Consider the following 23,708-nt stretch of genomic DNA (forward strand, 5'->3'; position numbering starts at 1 on the left):
TATTGCCCCAGAACGCGAGGACGGTTCGAAATTGGTCACGGCAGGGAATCGACGACACTCATTTGGAAGGTCATCCGGGAGTCGGGAATGCCACCGGGGATCAGCCCCTCGCCCACTTCGCTGGTCTCTGTGGTCTCCGTCACGATCCCTGTCCCCATGTCAATCGTCAACGTGTACCTCTTCAGCGACGTCTCCGCGTTCTCAGAGGAGGCGAGATGAGAATCGAATGTGACAGTGCGTTCTCCGTCGTGTTCGGCCCCCACCGTCGAGCCGGGAAGCAGACTGAGCGCCCGATACATCGAGGCACGCATCTCCGGATCACCGACGTTGTGCGAGAGCAAGCCGATGAGCAGCCACCCGACCTTTCCGTCGGCCCACCCCTGCACGTCGGGGCCAAGGTAGTCGTGTATCCACGCGATCATCGCGCCTGGATCGCGTGGCATCGTTTCGAAGAACCACAGGACGTCTTCGGCGCCACCCTCGGGAAGCCGCGGAGCCTCCGACGGGGACAGTTCCTGTCCTTGTCCAAAGCCCTGGATGGCAGCTTCCTGCTGAGCGCGAGCTTCTGCCAGGTCGCCGAAGATGTCGCCGGCATCCAGCGCTCCCGATTCCTGGTACCACTGCGCCTTCAGATCAGCGGGCGCATAATCCACACCACTGCGATGGAGCACCCAGCCGCTCGTCGCGGTCGAGCGCGATGCGTTGTATCCCGGCGCCCCTCCGTAGCCGAGCGCGGCGTCATAGACGCCGAGGAACTCCTGTGTCCACGCGCGCCGAAGATACTGCCCGGGAGCGAGCACAGGCGGGGTGAACCCGGCCGCCGCGTTCGCTGCCCCCATCAATACCTCCGGTCCCGTCATCGGCGTGGCCGTCGGTGACGGCAGCGGACTCGGAACGAGCACCGGACCCGGCTCACGCGTCGGCACCGCCTCTGCCGTGGGTGCGGGGGTCGGCGCGGTGATCCCGCTCACCACGAGCACGCCGGCAGTGACCGCAGCTGCTGCGCCGAGAGCACCGGCGGCGATGAACCACGGCCGCCGTGCCGCCCGCGAACGGGCCGGCCTCCGCTCGCCCTGGATCTCCATCAGGAGGAGCGCACGCGCAGCGACGAGGTTCTCCTCCTCGCCCTCGATCTCGGGCCTGGTCTGCTGAACCTTCTCAAACACGTCCAAGGGTCTCTCCCTTCTTCTGCTGCTGCTCGAATGCCTGAATCCTGCGGGTCGGGTCCAACCGTCTGCGGACCCGGTTCAAACGTGATCGCACGGTGCCCACGGGAACGCCGAGAGCCGCCGCGACTTCGTCGTAGCTCATCCCTTGCCAGGCATAGAGCAGGAGCGTCTCCCGGTCTCTCGGCGCGAGCGCTGCGATACGTGCTCTCAGCATTTCGACCTCGCGTTCGGCATCGACGCGAGACATCGCGTCCTCCAGGCCGCCGAGCGATGAGTGCTCCTGCTGCGAGATGGACGCCGCGAACGACCTCCACTGTCTGGCCTCCATCGCACGGTGCCGCCGGATCAGACGCGAGGCGATGCCGAGAAGCCACGGCGCGGCCGATTCGACGTCCGTGTCGAAGTCGGCGCGTCTGCGGAACGCGACGAGGAAGGTCTCGCTCAGCACGTCTTCCGCCGCATGCCGGCCGACGCGATACGTCGCGAACGCGTTGACCGCGCGCGCATGTCTGTCGAAGAGGTCGGCGAACGCCGCCGGCTGCTGGAGAGACCGTTGGATGATCTCGCTGTCTGTGGTCACGCTATGTATTGGCCGTGCGCCGTCGAGCGGTTCACGCTTTCTTCGACGACTTCTCAGATGCACCCAGATCGAGCCTCATGAGCACTCGAGGGAACCCGTCGAGCACAGACCCGGTGTCTGCCGCCTTCACAAAGCCCGCGCTCTCGAACAGGGTTCGCGTGCCGACGTACGCCATCGTCAGGTTCACCTTCTCCCCGCCGTTGTCCACCGGATAGCCCTCGATGGCGGGCGCGCCGCGCTCCTTCGCGTATGCGACCGCACCGTCGATCAGGGCGTGGGAGATGCCCTGCTTGCGGTACCCCGGACGCACGCGGAAGCACCACAGCGACCACACATCGAGGTCGTCGATGTGCGGGATCAGCCGATTTCGAGCGAAGCTCGTCTCCCGTCGGGGATGCACGGCGGCCCACCCGACCGGTTCGTCGTCGAGATACGCGACCACGCCGGGCGGAGGGTCCTGATGGCACAGCTCGCGCACGCGGGCGGCGCGAGCGCTCCCCTTCAGCGCCACGTTCTCTTTGCTGCCGATGCGATAGCTGAGGCAGAAGCAGACGTTCGACGTCGGGTTCTTCGGCCCGACGAGCGTGGCGACGTCGTCGAACACCGTCGCCGGTCGAACCTCGATGGTCATGCGCCCAGTGTTGCGCACATCACGGACATCGTGTCGGCGCAGCGCGGTCTACTCGCCTCGAAGCACATCCAATGCGTGGCGGAAGTCCTCGGGGTACGGGGACTCGAACTGTACCCAGTCCCCCGTCGTCGGGTGGGCGAAGGCGAGCTGGTGCGCGTGCAGCCATTGACGGGTGAGCCCTAGCCGCGCCGACATCGTCGGGTCGGCTCCGTAGAGCGGGTCGCCGACGCAGGGGTGACGGTGCGCCGCCATGTGCACGCGGATCTGGTGGGTGCGTCCTGTCTCGAGGTGGATCTCGAGCAGCGAAGCGCCGGGAAAAGCCTCCAGCGTCTCGTAGTGCGTGACCGAGGGTTTGCCTTCAGGGACCACCGCGAACTTCCAGGAGTGATTCGGGTGACGTCCGATGGGTGCATCGATCGTCCCCGCGAGCGGGTCGGGATGCCCCTGGACGACTGCGTGGTAGATCTTCTCGACGGTGCGGTCCTTGAAGGCCTGCTTCAAGACGGTGTACGCGTGCTCGGACTTCGCCACGACCATCAGACCGCTGGTGCCGACATCGAGTCGGTGCACGACACCCTGACGTTCCTGGGCACCGCTGGTTGCGACGCGGAAGCCTGCGGCGGCCAGAGCGCCGACGACCGTGGGACCTTCCCATCCGACTGACGGATGGGCGGCGACGCCCGTCGGCTTGTCGACCACGATGATGTCTTCGTCGTCGTAGACGATGCCGAGTTCGGGCACCGCGATGGGAACGATCTTCGGCGCCTCCTTCGGCTGCCACTCGATGTCGAGCCAGCCGCCACCGCGTAGACGGTCCGACTTGTCGAGCGTCACGCCGTCGAGTCTGACTCCGCCGGCCGCGGCGACGTCAGCGGCGAAGGTGCGGGAGAACCCCATCAGCTTCGCCAGCGCCGCGTCGACGCGCGCACCGTCCAAACCGTCGGGGACGGGAAGCGACCGCGACTCCACGGTCAGCGCCCTTCGGGTGCGGGAGTCGCACCCTCCGAAGGCGCATCGTCATCGGACGCACGCAGCGGCACGGAATCGCCTGCGTCGACCATCTCGTCGTCGGTCTCGGTTCCCGTGACAGCGGCCGCGGCAGCCGCCTCGGCTTCTGCCTCGGTCTCGACGATCTCGTGATCGCGCTCCCGCGTGCCGTCGAAACGGAGGCCGAAGACGACCAGCAAAGCCACGGAGATCATGCCCGTGACGATGAAGATGTCGGCGACGTTGAAGATCGCCGGCATCATCCACGGCATCGAGATCATGTCGACCACATGCCCCACCGGGAAGCCGGGCTCACGGAGGAGACGGTCGCTCAGATTGCCGAGCACCCCGCCCAGAAGACAGCCGAGGACGACCGCCCACAGCCGCGACTTGAGTCCGAACGCCTTCCAGACGATCACGCAGGCCACGACGGCGAGGGCGATCGTGAAGATCCAGGTGACCTCGGACCCGAGGGAGAACGCCGCTCCGGGATTGCGGACGTAGTACAGCTGAAGGAACTCCCCCAGGACCGGAACCGGCTCCTGATACGGAAGGTTCTCGATCGTGAGGTGCTTCACAAACTGGTCGGCGGCCAGTACGAGCGCTGCGAGAATCGCAACGACCGCACCGGCCGCCGACCGACGAAGGGGACGGCGTCCTGACAAGAGGGCGCCTTACAGACCGATCGCGGAAACGGGCGTCGAGTCCGTGGAGGTCGACTTCTCGTCGAGCTCGCGGAGCTGACCCTCGATGTAGCCGCGCAGCTGCGAGCGGTAGTCGCGCTCGAAGTTGCGGAGTTCGGTGATACGAGCCTCGAGCGTGTTGCGCTCGCGCTCGAGTCGGGCCGACTCCTCGCGCTGCTTGGCCTCGGCCTCGGTGCGGATGCGGGCGACCTCGGTCTCGGCCTCGGCGATGAGCGCGTTGCGCTTCGCCTCACCCTCGGCGACGTGCTCGTCGTGCAGACGCTGTGCGAGTTCGATGATGCCGGCGGTCGCGGTGGCGGAGCCGGTCGGAGCGGGCTCAGCAGGAACCTCGGCGACAGGGGCGGCGGCGGCCGGAGCCTCGGCGGCAGCGGGAGCGGCGGCTTCAGGAGCAGCACCGGACTCGTATGCGGCCAGCTTGGCCTTCAGCTCGACGTTCTCCTCGAGGGCCTTGCGCCACTCGATGACGATCTCGTCGAGGAAGTCGTCGACCTCGTCCGGGTCGAAGCCGTCCTTGAAGCGGACGTGCTGGAACTGCTTGGTGACGACGTCATCCGGGGTAAGTGCCATGGGTGGCTCCTCTTTCGATGAGTTCGATTGCCAGTATCGATGTATGGCGTGGTCGTGATGTGGCGCGAACCCGGGGCGCGCACCTGGGTGCCAGCATAGCCCCCGCGCATTGGCGCCGCGATGTCACGACACCCAGAGTGGGCGAAGTGGTCGAGGTCCGATCGGGAGACACGCCTGGATTTCAGCGGATGAACAGCCCGACGACGTTCATCAGAATCAGAACGATCAGAAGGGTGAGCGTGAACCCGAAATCAAGAGAGAGCGAACCGATCCGCAGCGGCGGAATGATCCGCCGGAAGAACCGGATGGGCGGATCGGTGAGCGTGTAGACCGCCTCGGCAGCCACCAATCCGAAACCCTTGGGACGCCACTCCCGATTGAACATCGGGATGTAGTCCAGGATCAGGCGCGCGAAAAGCACGAAGACGTACAGGAGGAGCACCAGATGGACGATGCTCGCGAGAACGGAGACCAGCTGCACGGGCTACGACTGGTCGAAGCCCGCAGACTCGGCGTCTGCGTGTGCGATGCCCCCGTGACCCGAGACGGCGATGTTCTCCGGCGACAGCAGGAACACCTTCGAGGTCACGCGCTCGATACGGCCGTAGAGACCGAGAGAGAGCCCGCTCGCGAAATCGATGAGGCGACGCGCGTCGGCGTCGCTCATCTGGGAGAGGTTGATGATGACCGGGACGCCCTCGCGGAAGCTCTCCGCGATCAGCTGGGCGTCGCGGTACTGCTTCGGGTGGACGGTGAGAATCTCGTTCACGGCTCCTGCAGACGGCTGGCGGACGGCGACGGGGCGACGAAGCGGCGTGACGGGGGCCGGTGCCGGCTCCTCGCGGTCACGGTCACGTTCGCGGTGAGCGCGGGCGGGTGCCTGCGTCTCCTCCTCGTAGACCTCTTCTTCATCGGCGAGGCCGAGATACACCATGGTCTTCTTCAGCGGGTTACCCATCGTGTCCTCCGGTTCGAACGTGTCGGGCTGGTCTTTTCACAGGTTAACCCCGGTCTGGTCGGGGGCCGGTGATTGCGGAGCCGATCCGCAGGTGTGTCGCGCCGGCGGCGATCGCCTCGACGAAGTCTCCGGTCATCCCGGCAGAGATCCAGGAGGCGGAAGGGTCCACTGCGCGGACGCCGTCGGCGACATCACGCAGACGGGCGAAGGCCGACGCGGGCTCCTCGTCGAGGGGCGCCACGGCCATGACGCCGCGCAGACGCAACGACGGCAGCGCCAGGACGTGCTCGGCGAGTGCGACCGCCTGAGCGGGCGTCGCTCCCCCGCGACCGGGATCATCGGTGAGGTTGATCTGCACGAGCACGTCGAGCCGATCGTCGCCGTCCGCCGCCCGGTGGAGGGCATCGGCGAATCGATCGCGATCGACCGAATGCACGACGCCCGCACTCCTGCGGATCGCGGCAGCCTTGTTCGTCTGCCCCTGCCCGATGAAATGCCAGCGCAGATCCAGAGCCGCGAGTTCGTCCTGCTTGGCCGACAGCTCTTGCTGGCGATTCTCGCCGACATCGCGCACACCGAGCTCGTGCAGGTCGCGCACCAGGGATGCCGGGTGGAACTTCGTCACCACGATGCGGGTGATCTCCTCGGCGCTGCGCCCTGCAGCGTGCGCGGCCATGGCGATCTTCTCGTCGATCGCCGACAGCCGCGCCGCCAGGAGGGACGACCCCGAGGCGTCGACCGGCGGGGTCACTTCAGGAATTCGGGGATGTCGATGTCGTCATCCGCGAAGGCCGGCTCGATGCTGGTCGCCGGCACACGCTGCTGCACGGGCTCGGGCTTGACCGTCTCGGTCTTGCTCTCGGTCTCTTCGGTGAGCGCGACCTCGGGAAGCGTCGTCGCGGCCGGCCGAGACACGACCATCGGGTCCAGACGCAGAGAGGGCTCGCCGCCGTCGAAGCCTGCCGCGATGACCGTCACCCGCACCTCGTCGCCGAGCGTGTCGTCGATGACGGTACCGAAGATGATGTTCGCCTCCGGGTGAGCGGCTTCCTTGACGAGGTCGGCCGCATCGTGGATCTCGAAGATGCCGAGGTTCGAGCCACCCTGGATCGAGAGGAGCACGCCGTGCGCGCCCTCGATGCTCGCTTCCAGGAGCGGAGACTCCACAGCCAGCTCGGCGGCCTTGATCGCACGGTCGGCACCGCGCGCCGATCCGATGCCCATGAGCGCGGATCCCGCGCCCTGCATGACCGACTTCACGTCGGCGAAGTCGAGGTTGATGAGACCCGGGGTCGTGATGAGGTCGGTGATTCCCTGCACACCGGCGAGGAGAACCTGGTCAGCGGTGGCGAAGGCCTCGATCATCGAGATGCCGCGGTCGCTGATCTCGAGGAGACGATCGTTCGGCACCACGATGAGGGTGTCGACCTCTTCCTTGAGCTTGGACACGCCGGCCTCGGCCTGGCTCTGGCGACGACGACCCTCGAACGAGAACGGCTTGGTCACGACACCGATGGTGAGGGCACCGATGGACTTCGCGATGCGAGCCACGACGGGCGCGCCACCGGTTCCGGTGCCACCGCCCTCGCCGGCCGTGACGAAGACCATGTCGGCACCGGTCAGCGCCTGCTCGATCTCCTCGGCGTGGTCCTCGGCGGCACGACGACCCACCTCGGGGTCGGCACCGGCACCGAGGCCGCGGGTGAGTTCGCGACCCACGTCGAGCTTGACGTCGGCGTCGCTCATCAGCAGCGCCTGGGCGTCGGTGTTCACGGCGATGAACTCGACTCCGCGGAGGCCGAGATCGATCATGCGGTTGACGGCGTTGACGCCGCCACCGCCGACGCCGACGACCTTGATCACGGCGAGGTAGTTCTGGTTCTGGCTCATGGCCGGCCTCCGATTATTCGAGCCTGGAAGTGGGTGAACCTTAAACCTCAAGTAGAGGTGTAAAGTATTTCCCGGTATTGCGTTCTCTTTGATCGAAGGTAAGCGCCGCCCGGCCGCGTGCGCGCGAAGACACGGGCGTGTCGCGCCATTGCCCCGCGAAAGCGATCAGCCCGCGACCGCGACCTCGGGAGAAGTGACATCGATCGAGGCGGCATCCGGCTTCGCCGCCATGGTCTTCGAGAGGACGATGGCCTTCAGCGCGGACTTCTCGGCGCTCCCCCAGACGACCGTCAGCCCGCTGCTGAGGGTCAGGGTCACGTCATCGGCCGTCGTGGCCCTGATGCCGGTCAAGGCGGCGCGCACGTCGGAAGGCAGAGAGCGGACGACGAGACCGGCGCTGCGGAACGCCGCGGAATCGACACCACCCGCCACATCGATCACCGGCTGCCCCGCCGGCTGATCCGAGGTGGTGGAGAGGGCGACACCGGCGGCATCCACCAGCGTGTACCCGGCCTCCGAACGGATGACGCCCACCGGGGTGCGTTCCACGATGCGCACCGTGAGGTCGTGCGGCGGGCGCGCTTCGAGGGCATACGTCTCGATGAGCGGGAAGGCGAGCAGCGCCGCTTTCACCTTGCTCGAATCGACGAGCGCGAGGGGGGTTCCGAGCTGGTCGCCGAGGGCGGCCTCGATCGCTGCGGGGTCGAGGCTCGTGGCACCGTCGACGGTGATCTTCTGCACGGCGAAGAGCGGACTGTAGGCCGCCGCGACGCTGCCCCCGACGAGCAGGAGCGCGGCGCCGATGCTGCTCAACCAGATGATCCTGCGCCGTCGGGATCGCTGGGTGAAGCGTCGGATCTCGGCGCGAAGGGCCTTGCGTCGCGCACGCGCCGCACGCCAGACATCTCGCGTCGATGTCGGCTGCGGGTCATCGCCCGAGTCATCGTCCGCGCTGTCGCCGGGAGTCATCGCGTCGATCGAGGCGAGCTCTTCCTCCACTCCGGCGTCGCGACGTCGTCGGCGAGACGTCGCCGCCGGCGCGGCGGCCTCCTCCCCCGGGCGCCCCGGGGTGGTCGGAAGCGGTGCGGGCCGACGCATCGACTACGCCTCGTCGGTCCGACGCAGCGAATCCAGGACCTGCGGGATGATCTGGTAGACGTTTCCGCAGCCGAGCGTGACGACGAAGTCGCCGTCTCGTGCGACCGTCGCCGTGTAGTCGGCCGCCTGCTGCCAGTCCGCGACGTAGTTCACGTGCGCCGGGTCGCGGAAGGCTCCGCTCACCAGCTCACCGGTGACTCCGGGCACAGGGTCTTCCCTGGCTCCGTACACGTCGAGCATCACCGTGTGATCAGCGAACTCCTCGAGTACGTCGGCGAACTCCTGGTACATGTGCTGCGTGCGGGAGTACGTGTGGGGCTGCTGGATCGCGATGATCCGCCCCTCCCCGGCGATGCTGCGCATCGCCTCGAGAGCCGCGCGGACCTCGGTGGGGTGGTGCGAGTAGTCGTCGTACACCGTGACGCCGCGCTCGACGCCGTGCTGCTCCAGGCGACGCACGGTGCCCGCGAACCCCTCGACCGCGCGAACGGCGTCGGCGAGCGGGTAGCCGAGCGCGCGCAGAACCGTGACGGCTCCCGCCGCGTTGATGGCGTTGTGCACACCGGGAACGGCGAGCTGCATGCGCGCCTGCTCCTCGCCATGCGTCAGCGTCGCAGCGACGGGACCTGCGGCGACGATGTCGGTGACCCGCACATTCGCACCCTCGGCCTGACCGAAGGTGAGGATGTTCGGATGCGAGAGCCCGGCGCCGACCCGCAGCGCCCCGGCGTCGTCGCTGGAGATCACGACAGCCTCGGTGGCGGCGTCAGCGAACTGCACGAACGCCTGGTGGAACGCCTCGTCCGAACCGTAGTGATCCAGGTGGTCGGGATCCACGTTGGTGATCAGCGCGACCGCGGTGTCGTACAGCAGGAAGGTGCCATCGGATTCGTCGGCCTCGATGACGAAGAGGTCGCCGGAACCCGTCGCGCTCGACGCACCGAGCTGCTCGATCACACCGCCGTTGACGAAGTGCGGGTCGGCGCCGAGCTCACGCAGCGCGGTGACGATCATGCCCGTCGACGTCGTCTTTCCGTGCGCACCCGCGACCGAGACGAGGCGACGGGAGCCGATCAGCCAGTGCAGTGCCTGCGAACGATGGATGACGTGGAGTCCGCGGGCCTTCGCCGTCACGAACTCGGGATTCTCGGGCCAGATCGCGCCGGTGTGCACGACCGTGTCGGCGTCGCCGAGATGGGCGGCGTCGTGACCGACGTGAACAGTCGCTCCCGCGGCAGCCAGTGCCCGCAGGTTGTCGCTGTCGGCACGGTCGCTGCCGGAGACCCGGATACCGGCGTCGAGGAACATCTTCGCGAGACCGCTCATGCCGGAACCGCCGATGCCGATGAAGTGCGCGGCGGTGATCGTGTCGGGAATGGGGAGGGAGAGGTCGGGTCTGATCATGTCCGCTTCAGTCTACTTTTCTTCGGTCTCACCGACCGCGTCAGGCGGCGACGAGTGCGCGATCGATGAGAGTGATGACGTTCTCGGTGCCCGTGCGGGTGCCGGCCGACTCCGCGGCCGCCGCCATCCGCGCGATCCGCGCCGAGTCCCCGAGCAGCGGAACCACGATGCGCCGAACCGCGTCACCGTCGAACGTGGCATCGTCGAGGAGTTCGGCGGCCCCGGCCGCGACAGCGGAGGCGGCGTTCAGACGCTGCTCGCCGTTGCCCACGGAATAGGGCACGTAGAGTGCGGGGATACCCAGGGCGCTGATCTCGCTCACGGTCGCCGCCCCGGACCGGGAGACGATCAGATCGGCCAGCGCGAAGGCGAGATCCATGCGGTCGACGTAACGGCGCAGGGCGTAGCCGGTGACGCCGGGGTCGGGGAGGTCGCTGCGCTCTCCCGTGACGTGCAGCAGCTGCCACCCGGTGTCCAGGATGTCGCGCCACGAGTCCTCGAGCGCCTCGTTGAGACGCTGGGCGCCCAGCGACCCCCCGAAGACGAGGAGCACGGGCCGCTCGACGTCGAGGCCGAAGTACTCCGCGGCCTCCGCGCGAGAAGCCGCGCGGTCGAGGGCGATCACTTCCTGGCGCAGCGGCATGCCGACGACCTCGCCGCCGCGCAGCGGGGTGCCCTCGAAGGCGACGCCCACTGCGGCCGCGCGGCGGGCACCGAGCACGTTCGCCAGCCCCGGCTTGGCATTGGCCTCGTGCACCACGAAGGGCACACCCTCCCGACGGGCGGCGACGTACGCCGGGGCCGAGGCGTACCCGCCGAAGCCGACCACCACGTCGATGCCGTGCCGACGGATGTGGGCGCGCACCTGGGCGATGGCCCGGCGGAAGCGCCCGGGGAAGGACAGGGCCTGCCGGTTGGGGCGCCGGGGGAACGGGACCTTGTCGACGATCAGGAGCTCGTAGCCGCGGGCGGGGACGAGACGGGACTCCAGCCCCTCGGCCGTGCCGAGCACGAGGACGGACGCGTCGGCATCGCGCGCGCGAAGACCATCCGCGACCGCAAGCAGGGGATTGACATGACCGGCGGTGCCACCGCCGGCGAGGAGATACGAAGTCACCTGGTGACCCTACCCCGCTCGGCTGACTGCTTCTCGGTCACGGGGATCGTGCGCGCGAACGCGAGCAGCACACCGCACGCGATCAGCACCGCGAGCAGGGCTGTGCCGCCCTGGGACATGAACGGGAGCGGGACACCCATCACCGGGAAGACGCCGATGACGACACCGACGTTCATGACGGCCTGGCCGACGATCCACACCGTGATGCCGCCGGCCGCCACCCGGATGAACGGGTCCGGGGTCTTGCGGATGATATGGAAGGCGCCGATCGTGAAGAACGTGAACAGGGCGAGCACGACGATGCAGCCGATCAGGCCGAGCTCCTCACCGACGATGGCGAAGATGAAGTCGTTGCCCGCGGCCGGGAGCCACCCGTACTTCTCCTGCGAGTTCCCGAGTCCGAGACCGAAGATGCCACCGGTGGCCATCCCCCAGATCCCGTGGATCGACTGGTAGCAGTCCGTGTAGTAGAGCGCCATGTTGTCGCAGGTCGCCGTGATGCGCCGCATGCGGTCTTCGCTCGACAGCGCGTAGGCGAGCACGGCGATGATGCCGAGGATCAGCGGAATGATGAACAGCCGGAGCTTGACCCCGGAGAAGAAGAGGCACCCGAGCAGGATGAGCACCAGCACCATGGCGGTACCGAGGTCCTTACCCGCGAGCACCGTGCCGATCGCGAGTGCACCGACCGGGATCACCGGGATGAACACGTGATGCCAGGTGCCGAGCATCGTGCGTTTACGCAGGAGGACGGCCGCGATCCACAGGACGAGGGCGAGTTTGAGGAACTCGGAAGGCTGCAGCGTGAAGCCCGCGATCTTCACCCAGTTCCGGTTTCCGCCGTCTTCGATGCCCAGGGGCGTGAACACGAGCATCTGCAGCGCCACGGCGCCGAACAGCGCCGGCCATGCCATCCTCTTGAGGAAGTCGACGGGCAGGCGGCTGATCAGGAACATCAGCGGGATACCGAGGAGCGCGAACACTCCCTGGCGCAGCACGCCGTCCATGGGGTTGACGCCCTTGGAGACGGCGGTCGCGCTCGTCGCCGAGAGCACCATGACGAGACCGAAGAGCGTGAGCAGAAGCGCGGTCGAAGCGATGAGCAGGAACTCGGTGGACACCGGGGTGAACCGGCGCCCGAGCGACACCCGGGCTGCGAGTCCGCCCGACTCAGAGCGCGGAGGGCGAGATACCTGTGTCATCGGCGCTCCCCCGGTCGATCCAGTCCCGCACCGCCTCGGCGAAGCGATGGCCTCGTTCCGCGTAGCCGGAGAACTGATCGAAGGATGCCGCCGCCGGGGCCAGCAGGACTGTTCCCTCGTCGTCGACGATTCCCGCGGCGATCTCCACGACACGGTTCATGACCTGTCCAGTCTCGCCAGCATCCACCTCGAACACCGGCACCCCGGGCGCGTGTCGCCGGAATGCCGTGACCACGGCGGAGCGCTCGACCCCGATAACGACGGCAGCACGTGCCGTCGAGCCGACCTCGGAGACGAGGTCGGAGATGTCTACGCCCTTCAGATCCCCGCCGAGCACCCACACCGCTCCGGGGTACGCGCGCAGCGACGACGCCGCGGCGTGCGGATTCGTCGCCTTGGAGTCATCGATCCAGGTGATGCCACGATGCCGGGCGATCACCTGGATGCGGTGCGCATCGAGCTGGAAGGCCTGCAGGGCGGTGTGGATGGCCTCCGGCTCGACGCCGAGCGAACGCGCCAGGGCGCTCGCGGCGAGGATGTTCTGCACGACGTGGGGGGCGGCGAGGCCCGCGGCGTCGAGATCGGCGACGGTCGTCAGCTCGAGGGCGCTGCGCGAGCGATCGTCCAGGAACGCTCTGTCGACGAGCAGTCCCTCCACCACGCCGAGATCGCTCGGTCCGGGGATGCCCAGATCGAAGCCGATCGCCCGAGCGCCTTCGACGACCTCCGCCTCCTCGACCATCCGCCGAGTGGCCTCGTCGGCCTTGTTGTAGACGCACGCGACCCTGGTGTTGCGGTACACCACAGCCTTCGCGTCGCGGTACGCCTCTGCGCTCCCGTGCCAGACGAGGTGGTCGTCTGCGAGGTTGAGGCACACCGATGCGTAGGGGAACAGCTCTCCCTCGGGACTCGACTGCCCCAGATACCAGAGTTGGTGGCTGGAGAGCTCGACCACGAGCACGTCGAAGCCGGCAGGGTCGCGGACGGCGTCGAGCACCGGAACCCCGATGTTGCCGCACGGAGCCGCTCGCAGTCCACCCGCGACGAGCAGCGTGGCCGTCAGCTGGGTCGTCGTCGTCTTGCCGTTGGTGCCGGTGATGAGCACCCAGTCCGCCGGCGTGCCGTCGGGTCGGACGACCTTGTCCCGCACGCGCCAGGCGAGTTCGACGTCGCCCCAGATCGCGATGCCGGATTCCTGCGCCCAGCGGATGAGCGGATGAGCGGGCGAGAACCCCGGCGAGGCGATGATCACCTCGGGGGCGAACTCGACGAGGACGCCGGGAACCTCAGCGAGCGGACCCAGCTCGAGCCGCGCGCCGATGACCGGAAGCAGACGCTCGTACTCCTCTTCGGCGGACTCGCTCAGCACGAGCACGTCGGCGCCGAGCTCGGCCAACGTGTCCGCCACCGAGAAGCCCGTCATCGAGAGACCGAGCACGGCGACGCGCAGACCGCGCCAGTCGGCGTTCCAGCTCGTCAGCCCTGCGAGACGATCAGTCGACACGGGTCAGCCATTCCACATAGAAGAGTCCGACGGCCGAGACGGCGAGCAGCCCGGCGATGATCCACATCCGCACCACGATCGTGACCTCGGACCACCCGCGCATCTCGAGGTGGTGATGGAACGGACTCATCAGGAAGAGACGCTTGCCACGCGTGAGCTTGAAGTACGTGCGCTGGAGGATCACCGACCCGGAGGACAGGACGAAGACGCCGGCGATCACGAGCAGGAGGAGCTCGGTGCGGGTCAGGATCGCCATCGCGGTGATGACGCCGCCGATCGCCATCGAGCCGACGTCGCCCATGAAGACCTTCGCCTTGGGCGCGTTCCACCAGAGGAATCCGATGAGGCTCGCGGCGAACGAGGCGGCGATGATCGCCAGGTTGAACGGGTCGCGCACCTCGTAGCACCCGCCGAGGGCGTCGAGATCGCCGCCGATGCACGGCTGCTTGAACTGCCAGAAGGCGATGACGCTATAGGCGCCGACGACGATGACGCCGGCGCCGGCGGCGAGCCCGTCGAGACCGTCCGTCAGGTTCACGCTGTTCGAGGTCGCGACGCCGATGATCGAGATCCACACGAGGTAGAGGATCCAGCCGAGCACCACGCCGAACGCGAAGAGATTGAGCCAGGTGATGTCACGGAACAGCGAGATGGCAGAGCTCGCCGGTGTCTGACCCCACTTGTTGGGGAAGTTCAGCGCGACGATGCCGAAGGGGATGATGACCAGCAGCTGGCCGATCACTTTGCGCCAGCCCGAGAGCCCGAGGCTGCGCTGGCTGCGCACCTTCATGTAGTCGTCGATGAATCCGACGGCACCGAATCCGACCATCAGCCAGATCACCAGCAGCGCGGAGAGGGCGGGGACTTCCCCGCTCACCAGCACGCCGGTGAAGTAGCCGACCATCGAACCGACGATGAAGATGACACCGCCCATAGTGGGGGTGCCGCGCTTGGCCTCATGGCTCGGGTTGTGGACGGACTCCGGGGTGCGGATGACCTGCCCCCAGCCCCACTTCCGGAAGAGCCGCAGGAAGACGGGAGTCAAGAACAGGGTGAAGGCGAGCGAGATCGCCGCCGACATGATGAGAGACCTCACGAGAACAATTCTCCCAGACGATCGCCGAGATGCCGGAGGCCCACGGAGTTGGATGACTTCACGAGCACGCGGTCGCCGTCGCGGAGCTCGGTGCGGAGGTATTCGAACGCCGCGTCCTGGTCGGGCAGGTGAACGGCCTCGCTGTCCCAGGAACCCTCACCGACCGCGGCGAGGTACAGCCGCCGCGCCTCGGGTCCGACGACCACGATACGGCGGATGTTGAGGCGCACCGCGAGCAGCCCGATGCGGTCGTGCTCCTCCCCTGCGCTCTCGCCGAGCTCGCTCATGGCACCGAGCACCGCGACCGTGCGCTCGTCGGGGCGGGTGATCTGCGCGAGTGTGCGCAGGGCGGCCGCCATGGAGTCGGGGCTGGCGTTGTAGGCGTCGTTGATGATCCGCACCCGGTCGCTGCCCAGGGGCTGCATGCGCCACCGCTCGGCGATCTCGACCGTCTCGAGGCGGGCGACCGCGTCGGCGGGGGCGACACCGAGCACGTGCGCGGCGGCGATCGCGGCCAGGGCGTTGGAGACGTGATGCGCACCGAGCACGCGAAGCCGCAGGGGCAGTCGTTCGCCGTCGACCTCGACGACGCATGCGGTCCCGGCGGCAGACACCTGGATGTCGTGCGCGCGCACGTCGGCTGCGGGGCCCTGGCCGAAGCCGACCGTGCGCAGCCCTCGGGAGTCCGCGAGGTCGCGCATGGCGGCGACCCTGGCATCGTCGACGTTGAGCACTGCGGTTCCGGGCACGCGGGCGGCGGCGACCAGTTCGGCCTTCGCCTTCGCCGTCGCCTCGATCCCGCCGAATCCCCCGGCATGCGCCATACCGACCATCAGCACGACGGCGACATCGGGCTCCACGAGGCCTGCGAGGTGAGCGATGCTCCCCGGTGCCGCCGCTCCGAACTCGCTCACGAGGAAGCGGGTGCTCTCGGTGACCCGGAGCATGGTGACGGGAGCGCCGACCTCGTTGTTGAACGACTTCACGGGGGCGACGGTCTCGCCCTCGGCTTCGAGGATGCGCGCGAGGAAGTTCTTGGTGGTGGTCTTGCCGTTCGATCCGGTGATGCCGACGATGCGAAGGTCTCCGCCGGCACGGACGCGCGCGACGACCTCCTTCGCGAGGGCGCCGAGAGCTGCGACCGCATCCGGTACGACGATCTGGCTGACGGCGACGTCGACGGGGTGCTCGACGATCGCCAGCACGGCGCCTGCCTCGGCGGCAGCACCGACGAAGCGGTGGCCGTCGGTCTCGGCTCCGGGCTTGGCCACGAAGATCGACCCGGGGCCCATCGTGCGTGAATCGGTGTCGACGAGTCCGTCGACCACGGTCTCGGTCGTGTCTTCTCCGGCCACGCGCAGATCACCGCCGACAGCAGCGGTGATCTCAGCGAGCGTCAGGGCGATCATGTCATCTCCATGCGCGGCTCTCGCCGACTATCCGAACTTGGGAAGGAGCTCGTCCATCGGGACAGAGGACGGCATCACGCGATAGGTCTTCATCACCTGCGTCATCGCCTTCTGGAAGGCGGATGCGGTGGCCGCGGACGATACAACCTTAGTCGGCTCGTCCAGGGTGACCACGACGACGTACTGCGGATCGTCGACCGGCGCGAAGCCCACCATGCTGGTGTAGTAGACCCCGGCCTTGTAGCCGCCGTTCCCGTCGGAGACCTGCGCGGTACCGGTCTTGCTGGTCACACGGTAGCCGGGAACCTGGATGCGCTCGGCGTTGCCGCCCTGCACCGCGACGTTCTCGAGCATCCGGGTGAGCTCGGCGGCCGTCTGCTCCTGGATGATCTGCTCGTGCTTCGGATCCGCCGCCTCGGTGACGGTGCCGTCGGCTCCAGTGCACGACTCGACGAGCGAGAGATCGATCTTCTCGCCGCCGTTCGCGATCGCCTGGTAGGCGCCGGCGAGCTGGGCGGCCGTCACGGTGAAGTACTGCCCGAATGTCGTCGTGTAGAGCGACTGGTTGTCCCAGTCGCTGACTGGGTGCAGGATCCCCCCGACCTCGGACGGGAAGTCGAGCGTCTTCTCGCCCACGCCGAACCGCTCGAGGTAGTCGTACCGCACCTCGGGGCTCACCATGGTGCCGAACTTCGACAGCGCGACGTTCGACGAGTCGATGAGCCCACCGGCGAGGGTGTAGTTGTAGGCGGGGTGGCTGAACGCGTCGTTGACGACGGCGCCGTTCGGGAACTTCTCGCGAGAGGAAGCGCTCACCGTGCTGAGGGGCGTCAGACCAGCGCCCTCGATGGCTGCAGCCGCGGTGACGGCCTTGAAGGTCGATCCCGGCTCGAAGTCGCGGTGGAAGATCTGGCTCGCCCTGGTCTCCGGTGTCGAGGCGTCGAGGTCGTTCGGGTCCAGCGCCGGCCACTCGGCCGCGGCGCGGATCTTCCCCGTCTTCACCTCGACAACTGTCGCGGTGGCACCCTTGGCGCCCTGTATCTGGGCCTCTTCGGCGATCATCTGCTGCAGGTACCAGTTGAGGTCGCTGTTGATGGTCAGTTGCACGGAACCGCCGTTCACGGCGTCGATGGTGCGCTCGCTCCCGGGGATCACGACGCCGTCCTTGCCCTTGCGGTACGTCTCCTCCCCGTCGATGGGAGCCAGGCACGAGTCGTCCAGCTTCTCGACGCCGGCCTGCGCCTCGCCCGAGTTGTCGAGGAAGCCGAGGAGGTTGCCGGCGACCGCGCCGTTCGGGTACACCCGCGTCTCGCGTGGCGGCATGCTCAAGTAGGAGGAGATGCCCAGCGCCTTGAGCTTCATGAACTGGTCGGTGTTGAGTCCGCGCTTGAGGGCCACGTACTGGCTGTTGGGGTTCTCGGCGAGAGCGTTCGACACCAACGCGCGAACCTCCTCGCCGGTCTGTCCGGTGATGGCCGCGATCTTGTCCGAGGCCTCGGCCCAGGGCAGCTTCGGGTCCTTCTCCTCCACCAGCATGATGACCTGCGGGCTGAGCTGCGCGTCGTAGACCATCACGCTCGACGCCAGGACCGTGCCGTCGGCGTCGAGGATCGAACCGCGCTGCCCGGGGATGGCCGAGCTCGCGCCCAGATGCTCGAGCGACTCGGAGACGTGCTCGTCGGCGCTGACCACCTGGATATCGACCAGCCGCACCACGAAGGCGACCAGCACCGAGAGGATCACGGCGAGGGCGACGACGGTGCGTCGCCGCGGTCCGCGGGTGGCTCGTGTCGTCATAGGATCTCTCCGTCGATCGTGGGTGTCAGTGCGTCGTGGGGCTGGGGAGGCCGTCGGTGATCGACGGCGGGAGTTCCTGCGCCGGCTGCTCGGTCGTGGCCGTCCCGTCCTCGGTCTCCGCGGGAGGCGGCGGCGGCTCCACGATGAGCGAGTTGCTCACGGCTCCGATGCCGGCGGGGTTGACCGTGGATGTCCAGTCGGCGCCGACCCCGGTGCCGAAGACGGCTCCGTCGCTGAGGCGCAGGTAGGACGGCGAGCCCGCCACGACCATGCCGAGTCCGGCGGCATTGCCCGCCAGTACCTGCGGCGAGCTGACGCCGGTGAGCTCCTCCTGGAGCGCCTGGGCCTTGAGGTTCAATTCGCGCTGCTGCGACGAGAGGCTGGCAAGGGTGAACGAGTCCTGGGTGATGGCGAGCGACAGCGCGATCTGCGCGGCACCGATCGCGAGCGCTCCACCGAGTGCGACGAGGGCGTAGGCGAGCTTCGGCTTGCGACGGACGGCCGGCCGGGTGACCGGCTGCAGCTTCCGCTGCGGGGTCCGCTCCGGTGCGACCGGCTGCACCGGTTTGCGGACGACGGCATTCAGGCTCATACGCTCTCCCGCAGCTTCTCGGCGGCGCGCAGGCGCACCGGGATCGCCCGCGGGTTGCGCGCGCGCTCGTCATCGTCTGCGAGTTCTGCGCCCTTGGTCAGGATGCGGAAGCGCGGAGCATGTTCGGGGAGCTCGACCGGGAGCCCGGCGGGTGCGGTCGAGGAGGAAGCGGCGGCGAACGCCTGCTTCACGAGGCGATCTTCGAGCGACTGGTACGACATCACGACGATGCGTCCTCCGACGCCGAGCGCGTCCATGGCCGACGGAATCGCGTCTGCGAGCACGTTGAGCTCCGCATTCACCTCGATGCGCAGCGCCTGGAACACGCGCTTGGCCGGGTGACCGGCGCGTTGCGCCGCTGCGGGTGTCGCCGCGATCAGGATCTCGACGAGCTCGCCGGAGCGCGTGATCGGCTGCTTCTGACGCGCGTCGATGATGAAGCGGGCGTAGCGGCCGGCGAGCTTCTCCTCGCCGTAGCGTTCGAAGATGCGGCGGAGGTTGCCCTCGCTGTAGGTGGCGATCACGTCGGCGGCGGTGACACCCTTCGTCTGATCCATCCGCATGTCGAGCGGGGCGTCCTTCGAATACGCGAACCCGCGCTCGGCCTCGTCGAGTTGCAGGGAAGAGACGCCGAGATCGAACAGGATCCCCGAAGCTCCCTGCGCGTGCAGCCCGATCTCGTCGTACACCGTGTGCACGAGAGTGACGCGATCACGGAAGCGAGCGAGCCTCTCCCCCGCGATGCGCAGCGCGTCGGTGTCGCGGTCGAGTCCGACCAGACGGATGTTCGGGAAGCGTTCGAGCAGCGCCTCGGAGTGGCCTCCCATGCCGAGGGTGGCATCGACGAGCACCGCTCCGTCCGCCTGGAGGGCGGGAGCGAGCAGCTCGACACAGCGGTCGAGCAGGACGGGGGTGTGTATGTCTCGGAGGTTCATGATCTTTCTCGGGGTGACCTTCGGCTCTGATCCCCCTCCGCTTCTCGACCCGGCACCGGGGAAGTGTGTCGGGGCGGGAGCGGCGGGGCATCACAGCCGTGGTCAGAAGAGTCCCGGAATCACCTCCTGCTCGAGGTCGGAGTAGGTCTCCTCGCCGGCGGCGAGGTAGGCGTTCCAGCTCTCGGCATCCCAGATCTCGGCGTGGGCGCCGACTCCGGTGACGATGAGTTCCTTCTGCAGGCCTGCGTACTGACGCAGGTGCGCCGGGATGGTGATGCGGTTCTGGCTGTCTGGCATCTCCGCGCTGGCTCCGGAGAGGAACAGTCGCATGAAGTCACGCGCCTGCTTGTTGGCGAGCGGGGCCTGACGGATCCGCTCGTGCATCGCCTCGAACTCGGCCGTGCTGAACACGTAGAGGCACCGCTCCTGGCCTCGGGTGACGACGATGCCGCCGCCGAGGTCTTCGCGGAACTTCGCAGGAAGGATGACCCGTCCTTTGTCGTCCAGCTTCGGTGAGTGCGTACCCAGCAACATCGGCCATCACCCCCTCTGCGTCCGGCCAACTCGAGGTGCGCCCCACTTTACTCCACTTTCCTCCACATACCTACGACCAATCCGCAGGCAACGCATGACGACGACGATCGGCGCGCTGAAGAGCCGCGGAATTACGCGGTGGAGGAAGGTGGAGGGCTAGTGGAGGGTTTTCCCACCCATCGAGATGGCCCGTTTCCCGCGGGGGTTAACGGCAGAAGCCCGGATGCTCAGCATCCGGGCTTCTGTCGTGAAGTATCGAGGTCGGTCAGTGACCGTCCTGGCGGCGATCCCACCGGTCATTCATTCGATCCATGAACGAGGCGGATTCCTGCCGCTTGGGAGCGGAACGCTCTCGGGGTTCAGCCGGGCTCGTTCGCCTCACGGGAGTGACGGCGACCATGACGCCGGCGAGCATCGCGGCGAAACCGACGACGCCGACGACGATGCCCCAGACGCCGCTGAGGATGACTCCGGCGACCAGACCGCCGACGCCGGCGAGCAGGAGGAGTGCACCGTAGACGAGATTTCGGTAGCTCAATGCTCGATCGCCGGACGGCGCGGTCACCACGTCGGCATCGTTGTGAAGGAGATGGCGTTCCATCTCGTCGAGCAGACGCTGCTCCTGTTCGGAGAGTGGCATTTCGTCCCCCTCGGGTATCGTGCCTTCCATTCTACGCGCGACGAGGCGTCCGGGGCTAGCAGTTCGGCGTCCCCTTGCTTTACGTATGCTGGGAGTCGTGTCGTCCTCCTCCCCTGTACCCGACGCCGTCGCCGCACATCTCGACCGCTTCCTCGCGCGGATGCGCGACGAAGCGATGGAGTACGGCCCCGATGCGGCATCCTTCCTCTCCGCCGCCGCCGCCACGCTGGACGGAGGCAAGCGGCTTCGTGCGCGGTTCTGCCATGCAGGTTGGCGCGCCGTGGCCAGGTTCCACGACCGAGATGCGACGGAGTCCGATGCTCTGTGGGACATCTGCACCGCACTGGAGATCTTCCAGTCGGCCGCGCTCGTCCACGACGATCTGATCGACAACTCCGACACCCGCCGTGGTCGCCCCGCAGCGCACCGTGCGCTCGAGGCATCGCACCGCGCCGCCGGATGGTCGGGAGATGCGGGGGCGTTCGGTCGGGCATCCGCCATCCTCCTGGGAGATCTCCTGGTCGCGTGGAGCGATGACCTGCTGGAGTCGGCGCTGGAGGGGCAGCCGCAGGCACTCACCGTGCGTTCCGAGTACGCCAGGATGCGAAGAGACGTCACCACTGGCCAGTTCCTCGACATCGCCGAGGAATCGGCGTGGAGCGTCAACGACGGCGGCCTCCATGCGGAACGGGCTCTTCGTGTGGCATCGCTCAAGTCCGCCAGGTACAGCATCGAGCAGCCGCTGGTCCTCGGAGGAGCCTTCGGCGGGGCCGACGCGGATCAGATGGCGGCGCTGCGCCGCTTCGGGCACCCGGTCGGCATGGCCTTCCAGCTCCGGGACGACGTGCTCGGCGTGTTCGGCGACGCATCCGTCACGGGGAAACCGGCCGGAGACGATCTGCGCGAGGGCAAGCGCACAGTGCTGATCGCCCTCACACGGCAGACCCTCGACGCTTCCGCGCGCAATCTCCTGGACGAGATGCTCGGAGACACGGAACTGACGCCGCAGCAGGTGTCGTTCCTGCAGGCGACCATCACCGATTCCGGCGCGCTGGAACAGGTCGAGGCGATGATCGGCGACTATGCGCGCGAGGCTGATCGCGCACTGTCGGGCGCCCGGCTCGACAACGCGGCCGTCGGCGAACTGCGCGAGCTCGCGCGGGCGGCGACGGTGCGTTCCTCCTGAGCGATCCTGCGGTCAGGCGAGGGTACGAGCGAGGCGTCGGACCGCGCTCTTGTGCCCGGCCAGCAGGGCGTCGATCGGCGAGCGACCGAGACTCTCCTCGTCGGCGAGGAGCCAGTCGATCAGCTCGTCGTCCGTGAAGCCGGCATCCTGCAGGACGATCACCGTTCCGCGCAGAGAACTCAGCGGGTGTCCATCGACGATGAACACCGACGGCACCGCGAAGACTCCGCTGCGAGTGGATCCGACCAGGTAGTGCTCGTCGATCAGACGGCGCACACGGCCGAGGGGCTCGTCGAGCACCTCGACGAGGTCGGGCATCGTCAACCACTCGATGGCGGCAGCGGCAGGGGTTCCAGCAACGTTCTCAGACACGTTGCCCACTATCTCACCTCTGCGTGACCGTCGCATGTCGACCCTCCAGTCACATCCTTCACTTGCGTCACTTCAGTTGACTTCTGTTTACATCCGTGTCAGCGTGAAAAACTCGAAAAGGGGGCAAGCCTTGACATTCAAGACCGCCACGCGTCGAACGCGACATCTGCAGATCGGAGTGCCTGCGGCCGTGCTCGGCGCCCTCGCGACCACGCTCACCGCCGCACCGGCCAGCGCGGCTTCCCCCGTGGGCACCGCCACCGTCGAACGCGAGCGCCTCCTCCCCGTACGGGTGGCTCCCACCGAAGCGGCACCACCGAGCTACGTCGTCCAGCCAGGTGACACGGTCTCGGCGATCGCGACGCGCTTCGGGCTGCGCACCGTCGACGTCCTGACCTGGAACGGCCTCTCCTGGCGCTCCGTGATCCACCCCGGCCAGAGTCTGACGCTCCAGCCCGGAGCGGTCGCAGCCGCCGCTCCAGCACCCGCCGCCGCGGCCACGCACCAGGTCGTCGCCGGCGACACCGTGTACGCCATCGCTCAGAGATACGGCACGACCGTCGACGCCGTGCTCTCGGCGAACGGCCTCGACCGCGCGTCGATCATCTTCCCCGGTCAGAGCCTCGTCGTCTCCGGGAGCAGTGCGGCGGCCGCACCGGCAGTTGCTCCGGCTCAGACCCCCGCTCCGGCATCCGCCGCCACGCACACCGTCGCCGCAGGAGACACCCTGTTCGGCATCGCGCAGAGATACGGCACGACGACCCAGACGCTGTATGCCGCCAACGGGCTCGGCCCCTCGTCGATCATCTATCCCGGCCAGACGCTCTCTCTGCAGGGGGCACCGACCCCCGCCCCCGCGACGACTGCTCCCGCCTCCACGGGCGGACAGCAGGCGACGACGCTCTCCGCGGAGCAAGCGGCGAACGCGGCGCTCATCATCCGCATCGGTCGCGAGATCGGCGTCAACGACCGGGCCATCGCCATCGCCCTCGCGACCGGGATGGTCGAGTCGGGGCTGCGCAACCTCGACTGGGGCGACCGCGATTCGCTCGGCATCTTCCAGCAGCGTCCGAGCACAGGGTGGGGAACCCCGGCGCAGATCATGGACGCGGACCGGAGCACACGCGTGTTCTACGGCGGTCAGAGCGACCCGAACGGACAGGCGACCCGCGGGCTCCTGGACATCCCCGGCTGGGACAGCATGCCGTTCACAGCGGCGGCGCAGGCGGTGCAGATCTCGGCGTATCCGGACAGGTACGGCCAGTGGGAGGCCCAAGCATATGCCTGGCTCGCTCTCTACAGCTGACGACATCCGGGAAAACCCGCAGGCCCGAGG

25 protein-coding genes are annotated in these 23,708 nt (G+C 67.9%); 2 read left to right on the top strand and 23 right to left on the bottom strand.

Going from position 1 to position 23,708, the window contains the following annotated elements; all coding sequences use genetic code 11:
- Positions 1-35 precede the first annotated feature (35 nt).
- The 22 genes from F6W70_RS10285 to F6W70_RS10390 form a co-directional block, all read right to left on the bottom strand.
- Entirely contained in the window at positions 36-1,166 is a 1,131-nt protein-coding gene (locus tag F6W70_RS10285; RefSeq protein ID WP_151486542.1) for a hypothetical protein, read from the bottom strand.
- A complete protein-coding gene (locus tag F6W70_RS10290) occupies positions 1,159-1,812 on the bottom strand; it encodes an RNA polymerase sigma factor (RefSeq protein WP_318278855.1) in 654 nt (217 codons plus the stop codon). Before F6W70_RS10290 ends, F6W70_RS10285 begins: the two co-directional genes overlap by 8 nt.
- Positions 1,781-2,380 carry a GNAT family N-acetyltransferase gene (locus F6W70_RS10295; RefSeq protein ID WP_151486544.1) on the bottom strand — a complete coding sequence of 200 codons (600 nt, stop codon included), beginning with the start codon at positions 2,378-2,380 and terminating at the stop codon, positions 1,781-1,783. Before F6W70_RS10295 ends, F6W70_RS10290 begins: the two co-directional genes overlap by 32 nt.
- 48 nt (positions 2,381-2,428) lie before the next feature.
- Positions 2,429-3,349, bottom strand: a complete 921-nt coding sequence (locus tag F6W70_RS10300) for an RluA family pseudouridine synthase (RefSeq protein ID WP_151486545.1) — start codon at positions 3,347-3,349, stop codon at positions 2,429-2,431.
- A 2-nt stretch (positions 3,350-3,351) separates the two neighbouring features.
- Positions 3,352-4,032, bottom strand: a complete 681-nt coding sequence (gene lspA / locus F6W70_RS10305; RefSeq protein WP_235562485.1) for a signal peptidase II — start codon at positions 4,030-4,032, stop codon at positions 3,352-3,354.
- A 9-nt stretch (positions 4,033-4,041) separates the two neighbouring features.
- The gene (locus tag F6W70_RS10310; protein WP_055867351.1) at positions 4,042-4,638 is read right to left on the bottom strand and encodes a DivIVA domain-containing protein; all 597 of its coding nucleotides are present in this window, start codon (positions 4,636-4,638) and stop codon (positions 4,042-4,044) included.
- 181 nt (positions 4,639-4,819) lie between these two features.
- Complete coding sequence (locus tag F6W70_RS10315; RefSeq protein WP_017830234.1) at positions 4,820-5,119, bottom strand: YggT family protein; 300 nt, start codon at positions 5,117-5,119, stop codon at positions 4,820-4,822.
- Positions 5,120-5,122: 3 nt separating this feature from the next.
- On the bottom strand, positions 5,123-5,596 hold the full coding sequence (locus tag F6W70_RS10320) for a cell division protein SepF (protein WP_017830233.1): 474 nt from the start codon (positions 5,594-5,596) through the stop codon (positions 5,123-5,125).
- Between the two features lie 43 nt (positions 5,597-5,639).
- Positions 5,640-6,347 carry a YggS family pyridoxal phosphate-dependent enzyme gene (locus tag F6W70_RS10325; RefSeq protein WP_151486546.1) on the bottom strand — a complete coding sequence of 236 codons (708 nt, stop codon included), beginning with the start codon at positions 6,345-6,347 and terminating at the stop codon, positions 5,640-5,642.
- Entirely contained in the window at positions 6,344-7,486 is a 1,143-nt protein-coding gene (ftsZ, locus tag F6W70_RS10330) for a cell division protein FtsZ (protein WP_017830231.1), read from the bottom strand. Before ftsZ ends, F6W70_RS10325 begins: the two co-directional genes overlap by 4 nt.
- A gap of 165 nt (positions 7,487-7,651) precedes the next feature.
- Positions 7,652-8,584: a cell division protein FtsQ/DivIB gene (locus F6W70_RS10335; RefSeq protein WP_127482202.1), complete on the bottom strand. Its 933-nt coding sequence runs from the start codon at positions 8,582-8,584 to the stop codon at positions 7,652-7,654.
- 3 nt (positions 8,585-8,587) lie between these two features.
- Positions 8,588-9,988, bottom strand: coding sequence for a UDP-N-acetylmuramate--L-alanine ligase (gene murC, locus F6W70_RS10340; RefSeq protein ID WP_151486547.1), 1,401 nt, complete (start codon positions 9,986-9,988; stop codon positions 8,588-8,590).
- 40 nt (positions 9,989-10,028) lie between these two features.
- Positions 10,029-11,105 carry a UDP-N-acetylglucosamine--N-acetylmuramyl-(pentapeptide) pyrophosphoryl-undecaprenol N-acetylglucosamine transferase gene (locus F6W70_RS10345; protein ID WP_017830228.1) on the bottom strand — a complete coding sequence of 359 codons (1,077 nt, stop codon included), beginning with the start codon at positions 11,103-11,105 and terminating at the stop codon, positions 10,029-10,031.
- A complete protein-coding gene (gene ftsW, locus F6W70_RS10350) occupies positions 11,102-12,307 on the bottom strand; it encodes a putative lipid II flippase FtsW (protein ID WP_055867335.1) in 1,206 nt (401 codons plus the stop codon). Before ftsW ends, F6W70_RS10345 begins: the two co-directional genes overlap by 4 nt.
- A complete protein-coding gene (gene murD / locus F6W70_RS10355; RefSeq protein WP_151486548.1) occupies positions 12,276-13,811 on the bottom strand; it encodes a UDP-N-acetylmuramoyl-L-alanine--D-glutamate ligase in 1,536 nt (511 codons plus the stop codon). Before murD ends, ftsW begins: the two co-directional genes overlap by 32 nt.
- Entirely contained in the window at positions 13,801-14,907 is a 1,107-nt protein-coding gene (mraY, locus tag F6W70_RS10360) for a phospho-N-acetylmuramoyl-pentapeptide-transferase (protein ID WP_055872332.1), read from the bottom strand. Before mraY ends, murD begins: the two co-directional genes overlap by 11 nt.
- Positions 14,904-16,316 carry a UDP-N-acetylmuramoyl-tripeptide--D-alanyl-D-alanine ligase gene (locus tag F6W70_RS10365; RefSeq protein ID WP_151486549.1) on the bottom strand — a complete coding sequence of 471 codons (1,413 nt, stop codon included), beginning with the start codon at positions 16,314-16,316 and terminating at the stop codon, positions 14,904-14,906. Before F6W70_RS10365 ends, mraY begins: the two co-directional genes overlap by 4 nt.
- A gap of 27 nt (positions 16,317-16,343) precedes the next feature.
- Positions 16,344-18,113: a peptidoglycan D,D-transpeptidase FtsI family protein gene (locus F6W70_RS10370; RefSeq protein WP_151486550.1), complete on the bottom strand. Its 1,770-nt coding sequence runs from the start codon at positions 18,111-18,113 to the stop codon at positions 16,344-16,346.
- A gap of 25 nt (positions 18,114-18,138) precedes the next feature.
- Complete coding sequence (ftsL, locus tag F6W70_RS10375) at positions 18,139-18,705, bottom strand: cell division protein FtsL (protein ID WP_151486551.1); 567 nt, start codon at positions 18,703-18,705, stop codon at positions 18,139-18,141.
- Entirely contained in the window at positions 18,702-19,640 is a 939-nt protein-coding gene (rsmH, locus tag F6W70_RS10380) for a 16S rRNA (cytosine(1402)-N(4))-methyltransferase RsmH (RefSeq protein ID WP_017830221.1), read from the bottom strand. Before rsmH ends, ftsL begins: the two co-directional genes overlap by 4 nt.
- Before the next feature lie 102 nt (positions 19,641-19,742).
- Positions 19,743-20,174 (bottom strand): division/cell wall cluster transcriptional repressor MraZ, encoded by a 432-nt coding sequence (gene mraZ, locus F6W70_RS10385; protein ID WP_017830220.1) that lies wholly within the window; start codon positions 20,172-20,174, stop codon positions 19,743-19,745.
- Positions 20,175-20,439: 265 nt separating this feature from the next.
- Positions 20,440-20,814: an SCO2097 family morphological protein gene (locus F6W70_RS10390; RefSeq protein ID WP_151486552.1), complete on the bottom strand. Its 375-nt coding sequence runs from the start codon at positions 20,812-20,814 to the stop codon at positions 20,440-20,442.
- 97 nt (positions 20,815-20,911) lie between these two features.
- Here F6W70_RS10390 and F6W70_RS10395 point away from each other — a divergent pair, with 97 nt between their 5' ends.
- Positions 20,912-22,000 (top strand): polyprenyl synthetase family protein, encoded by a 1,089-nt coding sequence (locus F6W70_RS10395; protein ID WP_318278856.1) that lies wholly within the window; start codon positions 20,912-20,914, stop codon positions 21,998-22,000.
- A gap of 12 nt (positions 22,001-22,012) precedes the next feature.
- Here the strand turns inward: F6W70_RS10395 and F6W70_RS10400 are convergent, their stop codons facing one another.
- Positions 22,013-22,381 (bottom strand): Rv2175c family DNA-binding protein, encoded by a 369-nt coding sequence (locus tag F6W70_RS10400; RefSeq protein ID WP_327037748.1) that lies wholly within the window; start codon positions 22,379-22,381, stop codon positions 22,013-22,015.
- 121 nt (positions 22,382-22,502) lie between these two features.
- Between F6W70_RS10400 and F6W70_RS10405 the strand changes: the two genes are divergently transcribed.
- A complete protein-coding gene (locus F6W70_RS10405) occupies positions 22,503-23,678 on the top strand; it encodes a lytic transglycosylase (RefSeq protein WP_318278857.1) in 1,176 nt (391 codons plus the stop codon).
- The last annotated feature ends 30 nt before the right edge of the window (positions 23,679-23,708 follow it).

This window comes from Microbacterium maritypicum, from assembly GCF_008868125.1.
Lineage (GTDB): Bacteria > Actinomycetota > Actinomycetes > Actinomycetales > Microbacteriaceae > Microbacterium > Microbacterium maritypicum.

Coding starts and splice junctions, on each gene's coding strand:
- F6W70_RS10295 (WP_151486544.1), bottom strand. CDS start 2,380: ATGACCATCGAGGTTCGACCGGCGACGGTGTTCGACGACGTCGCCACG.
- F6W70_RS10310 (WP_055867351.1), bottom strand. CDS start 4,638: ATGGCACTTACCCCGGATGACGTCGTCACCAAGCAGTTCCAGCACGTC.
- F6W70_RS10320 (WP_017830233.1), bottom strand. CDS start 5,596: ATGGGTAACCCGCTGAAGAAGACCATGGTGTATCTCGGCCTCGCCGAT.
- ftsZ (WP_017830231.1), bottom strand. CDS start 7,486: ATGAGCCAGAACCAGAACTACCTCGCCGTGATCAAGGTCGTCGGCGTC.
- F6W70_RS10335 (WP_127482202.1), bottom strand. CDS start 8,584: ATGCGTCGGCCCGCACCGCTTCCGACCACCCCGGGGCGCCCGGGGGAG.
- murC (WP_151486547.1), bottom strand. CDS start 9,988: ATGATCAGACCCGACCTCTCCCTCCCCATTCCCGACACGATCACCGCC.
- ftsW (WP_055867335.1), bottom strand. CDS start 12,307: ATGACACAGGTATCTCGCCCTCCGCGCTCTGAGTCGGGCGGACTCGCA.
- F6W70_RS10365 (WP_151486549.1), bottom strand. CDS start 16,316: ATGATCGCCCTGACGCTCGCTGAGATCACCGCTGCTGTCGGCGGTGAT.
- F6W70_RS10370 (WP_151486550.1), bottom strand. CDS start 18,113: ATGACGACACGAGCCACCCGCGGACCGCGGCGACGCACCGTCGTCGCC.
- ftsL (WP_151486551.1), bottom strand. CDS start 18,705: ATGAGCCTGAATGCCGTCGTCCGCAAACCGGTGCAGCCGGTCGCACCG.
- rsmH (WP_017830221.1), bottom strand. CDS start 19,640: ATGAACCTCCGAGACATACACACCCCCGTCCTGCTCGACCGCTGTGTC.
- mraZ (WP_017830220.1), bottom strand. CDS start 20,174: ATGTTGCTGGGTACGCACTCACCGAAGCTGGACGACAAAGGACGGGTC.
- F6W70_RS10390 (WP_151486552.1), bottom strand. CDS start 20,814: ATGCCACTCTCCGAACAGGAGCAGCGTCTGCTCGACGAGATGGAACGC.